Source organism: Bradyrhizobium barranii subsp. barranii (assembly GCF_017565645.3).
GTDB lineage: Bacteria > Pseudomonadota > Alphaproteobacteria > Rhizobiales > Xanthobacteraceae > Bradyrhizobium > Bradyrhizobium barranii.
The window spans coordinates 2532031-2544402 of record NZ_CP086136.1 but is presented as its reverse complement, the minus strand read 5'-3'; the positions used below and the strand labels follow the sequence as shown (position 1 = coordinate 2544402).

11 protein-coding genes are annotated in these 12372 nt (G+C 59.0%); 4 read left to right on the top strand and 7 right to left on the bottom strand.

Features of this window, described 5'->3' with window-relative positions; translation table 11 throughout:
- The first annotated feature begins 50 nt into the window (after nt 1-50).
- Entirely contained in the window at nt 51-2021 is a 1971-nt protein-coding gene (locus tag J4G43_RS12345; RefSeq protein ID WP_208089301.1) for a 4Fe-4S binding protein, read from the top strand.
- Here J4G43_RS12345 and J4G43_RS12340 read toward each other — a convergent pair whose 3' ends face one another.
- The 5 genes from J4G43_RS12340 to J4G43_RS12320 all read right to left on the bottom strand — a co-directional run bounded on the left by J4G43_RS12340 (nt 2022) and on the right by J4G43_RS12320 (nt 6741).
- A complete protein-coding gene (locus tag J4G43_RS12340) occupies nt 2022-3320 on the bottom strand; it encodes a c-type cytochrome (RefSeq protein WP_208084962.1) in 1299 nt (432 codons plus the stop codon). It lies immediately after the preceding gene.
- Between the two features lie 648 nt (nt 3321-3968).
- On the bottom strand, nt 3969-4184 hold the full coding sequence (locus tag J4G43_RS12335; protein WP_208084961.1) for a hypothetical protein: 216 nt from the start codon (nt 4182-4184) through the stop codon (nt 3969-3971).
- Between the two features lie 368 nt (nt 4185-4552).
- Entirely contained in the window at nt 4553-5389 is an 837-nt protein-coding gene (locus J4G43_RS12330; protein ID WP_208084960.1) for a glycosyltransferase, read from the bottom strand.
- 162 nt (nt 5390-5551) lie between these two features.
- Complete coding sequence (locus J4G43_RS12325; protein WP_225004825.1) at nt 5552-5992, bottom strand: hypothetical protein; 441 nt, start codon at nt 5990-5992, stop codon at nt 5552-5554.
- 17 nt (nt 5993-6009) lie between these two features.
- Entirely contained in the window at nt 6010-6741 is a 732-nt protein-coding gene (locus J4G43_RS12320) for an amino acid kinase family protein (RefSeq protein ID WP_225004823.1), read from the bottom strand.
- 802 nt (nt 6742-7543) lie between these two features.
- Between J4G43_RS12320 and J4G43_RS12315 the strand changes: the two genes are divergently transcribed.
- Both J4G43_RS12315 and J4G43_RS12310 read left to right on the top strand, forming a co-directional pair.
- Complete coding sequence (locus tag J4G43_RS12315; protein WP_225004821.1) at nt 7544-8821, top strand: complex I NDUFA9 subunit family protein; 1278 nt, start codon at nt 7544-7546, stop codon at nt 8819-8821.
- Nucleotides 8822-9251: 430 nt separating this feature from the next.
- A complete protein-coding gene (locus J4G43_RS12310; protein WP_166349897.1) occupies nt 9252-9470 on the top strand; it encodes a hypothetical protein in 219 nt (72 codons plus the stop codon).
- A gap of 150 nt (nt 9471-9620) precedes the next feature.
- Here J4G43_RS12310 and J4G43_RS55920 read toward each other — a convergent pair whose 3' ends face one another.
- Nucleotides 9621-9881 carry an ABC transporter substrate binding protein gene (locus J4G43_RS55920; RefSeq protein ID WP_225005683.1) on the bottom strand — a complete coding sequence of 87 codons (261 nt, stop codon included), beginning with the start codon at nt 9879-9881 and terminating at the stop codon, nt 9621-9623.
- 271 nt (nt 9882-10152) lie between these two features.
- Nucleotides 10153-10623 (bottom strand): hypothetical protein, encoded by a 471-nt coding sequence (locus J4G43_RS12305; RefSeq protein WP_208084958.1) that lies wholly within the window; start codon nt 10621-10623, stop codon nt 10153-10155.
- 490 nt (nt 10624-11113) lie between these two features.
- Between J4G43_RS12305 and J4G43_RS12300 the strand changes: the two genes are divergently transcribed.
- Nucleotides 11114-11953 (top strand): hypothetical protein, encoded by an 840-nt coding sequence (locus J4G43_RS12300; RefSeq protein WP_208084957.1) that lies wholly within the window; start codon nt 11114-11116, stop codon nt 11951-11953.
- Nucleotides 11954-12372: the final 419 nt, after the last annotated feature.

Genomic DNA, 12372 nt, shown 5'->3' with positions numbered 1-12372 from the left:
GCATGCCTGATCCGCCGAACACGATCCTGATCTGCTCGTGCGAAGACACGATGCGCCTCGATACGGCCGCCGTGAAGCGAGGATGCCGCAAAAGCGAAATCGCCGAGTTCCGCCAGCTCTGCAGGGCCGAGCTCGATCATTTTCGCAACGCGGCGAAGGCGGAAGGACCGCTCATCGTCGGCTGCACCCAGGAGGCCCCACTGTTTGGCGACGAGGCGAAGGGGCGTTCGGGGAAACTGGATTTCATCAACCTTCGCGAGACGGCCGGCTGGTCGGTGGAGGGAACCAAGGCAGGCCCAAAAATGGCAGCACTGCTCGCCGCTGTGTCCGAGGCTGCGCCTGCTTTTCCGTTTGTCACCCTATCGAGCGAAGGGGTGATCCTGATCTATGGCCGCGACGAACTTGCGGTCGAAGCTGGTCGATTGCTTGCCGATCATCTCGACGTGACGATCATGATCACAAAGCCGTCACAGATTATGCCGCCGGCGACGACATCCTTTCCGATCGTCCAAGGAACGATCCGTAACGCCAAGGGCCATTTGGGGGCCTTCGAGTTGACGGTCGACGACTATGCGGCCCCCCGCCCCTCCTCGCGCGATACGCTCGTCTTCGAGGCTCCGTGCGACGGCCTGACTTCGCGCTGCGACATCGTCCTTGATCTCTCCGGCGGGAAGCCGCTTTTTCCTGCGCATGACTTGCGCGACGGCTATCTCCGCGCGGATCCGCGGGACCCGGCCGCGATGCTGCGTGCGGTGCTCAGGGCACGCGACCTCGTCGGCAACTTCGACAAGCCGAAATACGTCAATTTCACCGCAGAGATCTGCGTCCATTCGCGCTCGAGGCTGACGGGTTGCCATCGCTGTCTCGATCTCTGCCCGACCGGAGCGATCACGCCACATGGCGATCACGTCAAGATCAACGCCGAGGTCTGCGCCGGATGCGGCCAGTGCGCCGCGGCCTGTCCGACGGGTGCAGCAACCTATGCCCTTCCGCCGCCCGATGCGCTGCTGCACAAATTGCGCGCAATGCTTTTGACCTACCGCGAAGCCGGCGGCTCCGGTGCGGTCGTGCTGCTGCACGACACCCAACATGGCAGCACGCTGATCGATGCGCTCGCCCGCCACGGCGACGGGCTTCCCGCCAATGTGCTGCCGTTCGCCGTCAACGAGGTGACACAGGTTGGATTGGAAGCGGTCGTGGCATCCTTCGCCTATGGCGCAGCGGGGATACGCTTTCTCCTCCGCGCGAGACCTCTGCACGACATCTCCGGGCTTTCTCAAACCATAACGATGGCTGATGCCATTGTTTCCGGATTAGGTTTTTCGGGGCGCCGGGTTGCGACTATCGAAACGGACGACCCGGACGTGCTGGACGAAGTGCTGCGGTCGATTGAACCCGCGCCGGCCGTGGAGCGTCCCGCAACCTTCAAGACGGTAGGCAAGCGGCGCGACCTGCTTCGCTTCGCTCTTCACGAACTGCACCGCGTTGCGCCTGTGCCGACCGACGTCATTGCGCTGTCCCAGGGCGCGCCGCTTGGTACGGTTACCGTCAATACGGACGGATGCACTTTGTGCCTGGCCTGCGTGTCGGCCTGTCCCACCGGGGCTCTCCGCGACGATCCCGAACGTCCCGTGCTTAAATTCGTCGAAGATGCGTGCGTGCAGTGCGGATTATGCCAGAGCACCTGCCCGGAAAAGGTGATCACTCTGAGGCCGCAGATCGATTTCCGGGCCGCAAGGGCTCCGGCACGGATCATCAAGGAGGAAGAGCCGGCGCTTTGCATCCGCTGCAATAAGCCCTTTGGGGTAAAGAGCACGATCGAGAAGATCGCTGCGAAACTCGAGGGCCGACACTGGATGTATCCTGCGGGCGACAAGCGGCTGGACGTGGTCAGAATGTGCGCGGACTGCCGCGTCACCGCCATGAGTGAACAACAGTTCGACCCGTTCGCCGGCGTGCCCGAACGCGCTTCGCCTCGCGCGACCGATGATTATCTCCGTGAGCGTGAGACCAAGCGTTAGCTACTTGGCGGTGGCGCGCGCCAGGAAATCCGTAAGCGCCTTGCGATCCTTCGCGGATCCAATCCGCTGCTCTGGCATTTTTGTGCCAGGCGTATAGGCGTTCGGACCGAGTTCGAACAATTTTGACACGGTCTCGGGCGTCCACACGATGTCCATCGCTTTGAGTGCGTCGGAGAAGCGATAACCAGGCAGCGACGCGATCCTGCGGCCGTACAAGCCCGCAAGCGTGGGGCCGGCGCGCTGTGCGTCCTGCTCGGACAGGGTATGACAGGCAACGCACGCCCTGAACACCTCGGCCCCGTGATCTCCCGTATAGGCTGCAAGCGGATCGCGCGGCGTGGCTTGCAACGATGAGCCGATGGGGGCGCCGGTCAGCGCATTCCAACGCCGGATCCTGCCTTCGACGCCACCCGTCAGCAATGTTGCGTTGTCCGGCAGGAAAGCGACCGACCACACGGGCGAACCTGTATCGAACAGGCTTCGCGCGATGCTTCGCGCCTTTCGGTCGATGACCGCCACGACACCGCCAATTCCTGCAGCAGCGACCGACGTGCCGTCTGGAGAGATCGACAACGCGACAATCGGCGTCTGGCCAGCTTGCACCTCGCCGCTTTCCCGGCCCTCCGACATCAGAAAGCGTAGCTTGCCATCCGCACCACCCGTTACGATCTCGCCGTCAGACGCGACTGCCACGGCATTAAGGGGTGAGCCCAGCGTGATGACATTTGGGGTGCCACCCGCCAATGGCCAGATCCTCAGTTCACGATCGTAACCCACGCTCACCAGCGATCGTCCATCCGGCGTGAATGCGACGCCGTTGACGTTCTGCGCATGCCCTTCCAGCACCTGCTGCGCGCCATCGCCGAGCGACCAGATACGAACTGTATGGTCCCAGGAGGCAGAAGCCAATCTTGCGCCATCCGGCGAGACTGCAAGTGAAGCGATCGGCGCGCCATGGCCCTCGAAAACCTGATCCGGCTGCTGCCGGCCAGGCGTCCAGATCGCTACCTTCGCATCCGCTCCGGCAGTCACCATCCGCCCATCCTTCAGGAAGGACACCGCGTTCACCGCATCGGAGTGAAAGCGAAGGACCTGCTCGGCGGATTCGGTCTTGAGCGACCATCGGATGGCGGCGGTGTCGAAGCTGCCCGACAGAACATTGTTGCCATCACTGGAAATCGCAATCGCCCGCACGGGCCCACCGTGACCTGTCAATTGCGCTGGCGCCGGCGCTGAATGCATCGCCAACAGAGCGGCAACGATGCAGAGACTGGTGCTGAGACGTGGGACCCAATTCATCTGCGGCTTACAGGTCGTTCGAGCATGTCGTCGGTGTTGACACGGCGTACGTGCACTCGCTCGGTCTCGTCAATGATTGAAGCCGTTATCCGGTTTCCATGCTGCACCGCAGGACGGGCATGGCTCCGCTACTCAATGCCGCAACGGCTGTTGTCGGCTTGAACCGGGCATAGCCTGAACCTATGCTTGATCTGACACGTCGAGGACGACGTCATGCAAATACGACCTAAAACGTATCTGCATTTCATTTCGTTGTGGCGATCACTTCGCAATGCGATACCGCCACACCATGACGATGTGCCCGCTGAAACGTCACCGCTCCTCATCTATACCGCGGCCGTACTGATGCTTCTCTTGGCCATTCTGGAACTGGACGCTCATCGAGGCGAACTGGAATTGCTCGGCCTTTTGGGGAACGACTACCCGATTCCGCCCGCTTTCCTGGGCCCGTAGCCCCGCCTCTCGACCACGATTTCGTTCGACCTCGCAGGCTCAAGCGCATCAATTTGCGAGCCCTGGCTGAACGGTCTGCTGCGCGGCCTTCTGCCTAAAGCGCGATGAGATTGGGATGAATCGTCATCGCGCTTTAGGTTGTTGTTTGAGCATGATCTTTTCGGAGAACCGCTGCGCACTTTTCCGGATCATGCTTTAGCGCTTGGAATCCCGCGGAAAGACCAATGACCGATCGTCAAAATCGTCGACCGGCAGCTTGTCTGCGCTTCGACCGCCTTGCATGCCCTGCAATGTCGACGTGCTTGATGTTCCGGCGCGCCCGACCGTTGCGTTCGAGTGTGATCGCGGGATGCCGGTCACAGCAGCAAGCAGACCAACAGCGGCGATGGAACAAATGATCAAAGGCTTCATGCGAAATCTCCTGTCCGCCAGAAATCCCCGCAGCGATCTGATTAGCGCGAAGCCTGACGTGGGGGTGTGAGCCGCCTCACACCTCCCGGGATTCTTGCGCTCAGCGCCTGTCAGGTTCCTAGTTTGGAACCGTCAGAGCCGACTTCATCCCCCGGAGCGAGGTTCGTCGACCGCGCGGGGCGGCAAGGCTTGTTGGGCGCGATTTGTTTGGCGCGCTCTCAGACCATCTACCGCACCAGTTTCGCACCAGAAACGATCTCACCGGAACACAACGAACACGACCGAACGCAGACCAAAACGCGTCCAGATCAACGAAGCCGACTTCGAAGCGGCCGCATTGGCACGGGGGCGGCTCAGTTTTCGGACAATCACATCTTGATCGCATTCGCGAAGAGCCTGTCACCCCACTCGTACAACGGCCGCATGAAGTCCGATTGGGTGTGGATTGCTCGACCTTTGCGTTCACGCCATTTTCGTCCGTAGGTATCGAACGGAAAGTGTCGCATGTAGTAGTCGCAGGTATCTTCCCAATGGTCGACCGACAACGATTTGCCGTAGTGCTGGCAATAGAGGCCAGTCGCCACGCGTTCAACGCCACCCGGCTCGCGCGCATGGTGCTCTGCGAAGGTGACCTGCAACCGGTTTCGCCACAACATCAGAATGTCTCGCCTTTCCGGACCAAAGAAACGACGAAAGTCCAACAGTTCGCGATCGGCCTGATAGGGTGCGTGGTCCCCAGGAGTCATATAGGCATCGAACAGTTGAACCCGCACGCCGTCGCATTCGCTAGAATGCGTTCCTTTTATGAATCCGCGTAAATCCCCGGTAACGCGCTCATCCGCATCGAAGCAAAACATCCAGTCGAACTGCAAATGCTCGCGCGCCGTCTGCAACAAGAGGCCGCGATGCCGACCCTCAGCAATCCGGCGCGCCTCGATGTCAGCTTCCCACGACCGATTTGTCACAATCAGAGCGACTTTCGGATGTTCGCATAGAATCTCCAGCGTACGATCCGTGCTCGCGTCATCATAAGCGACAATCGCATCGACCTGCTTGCCCACGTAATCCATTGTGTCTCTGAGAATAAGCGCTTCGTTACGAACGCGGGTAGCGCCGATTAGAAGGTGCTTGTCACCCAATAGACCTGTGTTGCAAGCAATGATTCGTTCGCCCTCGCGAAGTAGCCAACCAATGGTGCCCGGCATGATCGACGCCTCCCGACTTTAAAAAATTGACACCAACGATGGCGGACGGGCGCGTATCAGCAAGATTAAGAACTCTCGTTGTCGCCGCATCGAGCCGGCGAGCCGCCCCTCTTGACCATCCCTCCCCTTACGCGATTTCGTGACATCTTCTCGAAGAGGTTGTTAGATCAGCGAATGTAAGGCCGTGACCGCGGCCTCGCGGGTCTCCACAGGAACGAACAAATTTATCGAATGTGGTGATAGAACGTATTTTTCAACGACAATCCCGCGGGATTGCAGAATTTGTATCGCCCGAAATGGCAAGTCTGAAGAAACGCCGCCGAAGCAAGTAAGGCTCACCGAACTTAAAGTCTCACGCTCTTTGCGCAAGTCCTTGCTCCTTTCCAGCGTGCGCAGCAGAGTATCGAGCGATTCCGACTCGCAAGTCATCATGATGCGCGTTTTTCCGGCGGTGAAAGCCGAGGCGAGGACTTGCGGCCAAGATAGGCCGTTTTGCTTGAGATGCTGCGCAAATTTCTCAAAACCGTGACTGAGATTCGTCGAAGCGATCTCCACATGCTCAATACGAGCCATCGAGTTGACGGCCAAGACTTTGCTTTCCATTCCGATAATCTCTTTCATCACTCGCGTGCTGTGTTCGGAATTGCCCCATTTTCGCAAATACAAAGGGATATTTTGGCTTTGTGCCAGCTCCACGCTCCGAAAATGCAAAACCTTGGCGCCCCAAAAACACATTTCGGATAAGGATGCAAAATCCAGCCGGCGCAATGGCTTTGCGTCGCCACGACGCGCGGATCGGCCGAGCAAATTCCGTCGACCTCTTTGATAATTTCACAGCGCTCGGCCTTTAGCGCCGCAGCCATGGCGACTGCAGTGGTGTCGCTGCCGCCCCTGCCTAGTGTGGTGATCTCTTTGGTTCGCGGATTCACGCCTTGAAAGCCCGCTAAAACCACGATGCGTCCGCGACCGAGTTCTTCGAGCACGCGCGCAGGCCGCACATCTAAAATTCGCGCGGAAGAATGAGATTCGTCTGTCATTACACCGGCCTGACTCCCGGTAAAACTAATGGCTGGCGCACCGAGATCAGACAGGGCCATGCTCATCAACGACATGCTGATGCGCTCACCGGTCGTTAGCAATATATCCAGTTCGCGGCGGTTGGGATGCGGGCTTACTTGATAAGCCGCCTTAATTAATTCGTCGGTCGTCTTACCCATCGCTGAAACGATCGCCACGACGCGATGACCACGGCTGTGCAAATCGGCGAGGCTCCTCGCAACCGCGCGGATTTTTTCCGGGGTTTCTAGACAGACGCCGCCGTATTTTTGCACGATGGTCGGATTGTTGCGCATTTACGTGCGACGGCAGCTGTATGAGCGGTGGCTTGATGTTCGCTTCGCTCCGTCGGATAGTTTCATGCATCTAGCTCCAGAACTGCTTGCGGTCCGCGCAAAGATTGGATCACCCCTATCGAATTTCGCGACGTTTTTTCCACGCGCCAGCGCGTCTCTGAGGTTCAGAGATTAGGCCAGTGCACGCGGTTGCCCACGTACCTCTCCGCTCATCGCCTTTCACAGCTCTCCAAGTATTCGATACAAGAATCGTTTTTCTTGGCGGAAGATTGGCGGTCACGACAAGATCGGCTGGGTAACGCTAAAGGTTCTGTCGACCCGAAAAATAATCCCTGAATGAAAGTGTCGTACCGGTTTCGCCGGGAAATGGCCACACGCACGTCCTCGGACCAGCGGTGCCGCCGACCCGTCTCCACCGCTTCAAGCCGTTCGACTTGGGCACTGAGCCCATCACCGTCCATCAGGACAGTTCTCAATACCGCGCCTCTTTCGGCAAGGCGGCCCCGCCGGATGTGTCCTAACAGAGTGGCCCGACATCGTGTTTTCTAGGACGTACCAAGACTTGTCAGCCTTGCACTCCCCAAAGGCCTTGCCCAAGGCAGCTAACGAAATTTTGGGTCCAAATGCTGGACATAATCGATGTGGATCAAATATCATCCACCATTGCGCGCGATTGTTCCAAGCTCCGAGAGCTTGGCGGCCGGGCCCTGTCGGCTGAGACAACAACTGACGCCCCCCGAGCCCGTGCCTACTTTCGCTTGGTTGCCCTGAGTTAGTGCGTCGCTACCAGCAAGGTTGCGCTATGCTGAAACACTTGCTCATTGAAGTCATTGGTCACGTTTCCGGTCTCAGCGACGCGCAGCTTGAACAAATTGAGCGGTCATTGCCCGCGACCAAGGCGCTGATCGATCTTCTCAGTAAGGCACATCCGATCATCGAACAGGCGGAAACGCTCTATAATGAGGCGCAGCCGCTGATCGATCAAGCTAGGAAAGAGTGGCAAACGGTCGGCCCTGCAGCGCACATTTTGATTGATGTGATCTCACATCATCTCAACAAAGGCAGTTCGCCGGCGGAGGCCACTGAGGCAGTGCGCGCGGCGCTCGGCGGGTCAATACAGAACGTTGCGCAGGATCGTGGGATGGACCGGGGAATGAACCGCGTGACCGTGTTTGGGGGGACCGGCTTCGTTGGTTGTCGCGTTGTACGCCATTTGAGCGCCTCCACCGTTACGGTGCGTATAGCCTCACGGCATCCTGCGCGGGCCGAGGGCGACAACGCGGAACAGGTCATCGCTGATGCCCATGACGAGCGCTCTGTAGAGGCCGCCGTTATGGGTGCCGACGGCGTCGTCAACGCGATCAGCCTTTACACCGAGCATGGAGGCGACACATTTCATTCGGTGCACGTCGAAGCGGCCGCCAGGATCGCTGGAGTGGCACGGCGGGCCGGGGTCAAACGGTTTGTGCACCTATCAGGCATAGGCGCTGACCCCACATCGCCTTCGCCCTATATTCGCAATCGCGGCGAGGGCGAGGTGGCTGTGCAAGCGGCATTCCCTGGCGCAGTCGTTATCCGCCCGGCGGTAATGTTCGCGCCGGACGACGCCTTTCTCACGACAATTCTTGGGCTGCTTCGGACCCTGCCGGCTTATCCGCTATTCGGCGACGGCAGGACGATGCTTCAGCCGGTGTACGTGGACGACGTCGCCGCGGCGATCGCACAGGTCCTGCGGCAAACACAAAGACCGTTTCCAATCTACGAACTGGCCGGCCCGCGCGTTTACTCATACGGCGAGCTGTTGCGGACCATTGCGCGCACCGCCGGATTGCGGCCAATGCTGGTGCGAGTACCCTTTGCTTTCTGGAATACCGCCGCCGGCCTCGCTGAGATCCTGCCGCACCCGCCGCTCACGCGCAATCAGGTTGAGCTTATGCAGATCGACACGATGGTCTCGGGCAGCCGGCCGGGATTCGGTTCACTCGGAATTTCGCCGCGATCGCTCGAAGAAGAACTCAAAGCGATGCTCGAGCATACAAACGAGGAAACTCAAAACACAAATAAGGGTCGAGCCAGGTAGGGTTGAGACTTCGTTACCGTGTCACGATGTGACTACTGATGTCGGGAAGCGGCTTACCTCCGAGGTCGCGCACTAGGCCCGATAGATCGATGGTCGCAGCTCAGGGGTCAGTTCATCCGCCAAAGTTTTTACAAGAGCCGAAGGGGAATGACACTCCCGAGTGAACCCTTAGCGTGCGGCCAGCCGCCTGGAGCTGTCCGAATTAGGACAATCGATCTGTCACATTAGGATACCCAACGGAGTGCTCCTTTTGCGCAGTCACCTATTCACTTTGACCGGGAATAAATTGAGTTGGCCGGCTCGACTCATCCAGCCCAAGTCCGGACGGCAGGCGGCCCTACCACGCGACTCGCGAGGCGGCGTCGCTGTGTGTAGGGCTATCAGATGTGCTACCAGTTGGGTCGCAAGATGGTAGCGGGAAAAGCAGATCATGACTGACGATCAGGTCAATCTCGTGGTTCGGCACCTTTGCGAGCAATTGCACTTGACGCTCCGATTGAAGGGCAGCGAGGCACATCCACCAAACGCCAAGGATATTGGTTTCGATCCTGCCTCTGTAAGAACTGTGTTGCTGACAGGTCTGCGTTCGGCGGGCTTCACAATCCACCACGAGGCAATCGGGGCGAGCGAAGAGCCGCCGTGGTCCTAACGAAAAGCCCAGGACAGAAGTCCCGCGCCAATGTCCGGGTCGTACGCACCGGTCTACCTTTGAGCCGGTGACTTCCGGTCTACTCGCGTGAACGGAATTTGCCAGACCAACGCGACTGGTCGGGCTCGTGCCAATAGACGTCTTTTGCGTCTACTCAATTATTTGGTCAGCTTGTGCGAGTAGTGTCGTCGGAACTACGAGCTTGAGCGCTTTTGCAGTTCTAACGTTGATCCATAACTCGACCCGCGTCGGCTGTTCGACGGGCAAGTCGCTGGCTCGTGCACCCTCAAGGATTCTTTTGACGTAGTAATCTGATCGAATAAAAAGACGCCGTCTCGACGCACCGTAAGCGAGTAGACCACCTTCCCCGACGAAATCCGGCGATGTCGCGAAGCTCGGAATGCGGTGCATCAACGCCAACGCGGCGATGCGGCTTCGATACGCGAAACGAGGACGACTTCGCGACTCCATCGACCATCGGCCCCGGACCCGGCGAGCGCAAGAGCGCACCCGCGTTAGTATTACTTGGGCCGCTTAACGATACCAGATCGCTTCGCAGATGGCCTCCGGGTGACGATCGTTTCAATACCTTGCAGCGTCCGCGCGAATTCTGACCGCAGGTGCTGCGCGTGTGCTGCATCCTTCGGCTCAGATAAAAATGCAATCTTCACGAAGAAGCGGTTCAATCGCGATGTGACGAGAAGATTGTCAGAGTGTTGCGAGCGTAAGTTCGTGATCTGTCGTCGCATCTCAACGAGATCGAACCGGTCATCGTCGGGCTTATTCGCCAAATGAAGCTCATACCGTTGCGGTAGATAAACGAAGCCGCCGCGCCGAATATCTTGGCGCGACGACCTCGCCATGGTGAACCCGGACGGGGCAATGTCCGGTGCAGAGAGGTTAGCGCTCCGCAGCTCGGGTGCAATCGAAGACGCGGATTAAGCTTGATGTCGTCGCGGAAGGTTAAATCTGGAACAAGCGCTACTGTGGTCTGCAGCACGCCCGCGCGTCCAGTTAAGCGCTCCTTCTCCAGCGACGTCCCGGCCACGCGATCAAGGTCGGAGCCTAGCGCTTTGGCGCGGGTTACGTCGCGCTCAATCGATCGCTCGGACTTGCCAGATTTTGCCGCCGTGTCCTTAGCGAAACTGTCCATAAGGCCGTCAAGCCGCCTTCCGCTTGGGGATCAGCTTCGCCCGTTGCGCCGACGACAGGTCGCGGCGGATCAGGTTTTCGTCGATTTCCATATCCAAATTCAACTTCACGAAGCACTCGCCCGGCGAGCATGACGCCCACGCGAATTGTCGCTATCGAATGCCGCTAGCGCCGCTATTTGTTGATGTAAGTGACTGAAAATACTTGCTGGCGCTCCCTAGGGGAGAGCGTCATATCTGCAAGACCAACGGCTTAGCGGACAATTTGGGGCAAAGTTCGGTCATTGAAACTCAAAGTGTTTCTGGCTCTGCCCCCAAACCGGATTTCGAACCGCTCGAACGTTCTGTCTACTTTGGCCGCGAAAGACTGGGGCATTACAGTCGCGTCGGAGAGCGGTTATACGCAGCCTACGACGCCGACAATCGTCCGCTCGGCGAATTCGAGGCAATACGAGCCGCCTATGCTGCGGTAGCTCGCACTGGCGGTGCGTGATGCACATCCTGACACCCGCCGCAGCGACCCTCTATAACGGCATCAACGCAGCCCTGTCGCCCGACCAGCTCGATAGCCTCAGTCGCTCGGTTTGGCACCTCCTGGGCCAAGGCGCCATCGGCGATGACGACGCGACGTTCCTGAGCCAAGCGATCGAAAAGCGCCGGCCGCAGCGTGCAACCAGCTTCACGACTGGAGTTCCGATCGCAAGGGTCGCTCGCCAGCTGTCGCGATTTGTCCCGCGCCCATGCCGTAAGCGGCTAACCGACGAAGAGCGGACCAGGCGCCGGCAGCGAAAACGGATGCTCGGCGGCTCTAGCGCAATGCCCGACAAGCTACGCCATCACTACACCGAGGGTGAGCGCGCCGTGCTCTGCATCGTTGCCGGCGAGGTCAAACGTCACGGCATCTGTGACCTCTCGATCGACGAGATCGGCGATCGTGCCGGCGTCGGGAGAACCACGGTACAGAACGCAATGCACCAAGCTCGGCTTCTTGGCCACATCCAGATCAAGGAGAGGCCGCAACGAGGAGCGAAGCACCTGACCAATGTTGTCCGGGTGATCTCGACCGAGTGGCTGGTCTGGATCAAGCGCGGACCGTCGGCGGCCACGGGATGCCGACCGGCGGGCACCCTCGCTGTCGGCACAGGGTCCAAATCGTCCGCAAATATGAGTACCTCAAAGAATACAGATATAAAAATAGAAGAAGACGGTGCAAACCAGTTGGCCCGGGTGCCAGCCGGCTGGCACGTCAGGGCTATGCGGGCAACACGCGGAGATGCTGCGGAACACCACCGACAGCAAGCAGTACGGAAAAGGGACCGAAATGCCTTCTGACGAGTATTGCAAGTCTCCGCATTGGATGAGGCTGACGGAGCGACGTCTGACTGTGGAACGGCACCGATGCAGTGTGCCGGGTTCTCGCTTGGCAGCGCGGACCGCAATTGTCGCAACGAAGCGGCTTCAACATCGATGAGCGGCCGCGACAAGGCCGAGAACGACGCCTTCGAATCTGAGCCGCATCACGTAAGCGAAATGGGGTGATAACTCGAGCATGCCCCGACTTGTTCATCGGCCGTTCCTCACGGAACCCGTGCATGGTCGGATGAACCTAGGGACGATCGAAGAGAAAGGTAGGTGGGAGCACGTCAAAGTCTAAAATCTCCCCACGGACCGGTAGTCCAGTGACGGATTTTTTGCCGCAAAATTCCGCGAGATTATTTTTTTGTGCGCGCGGTGCAGCGGAGCTGCTGTCG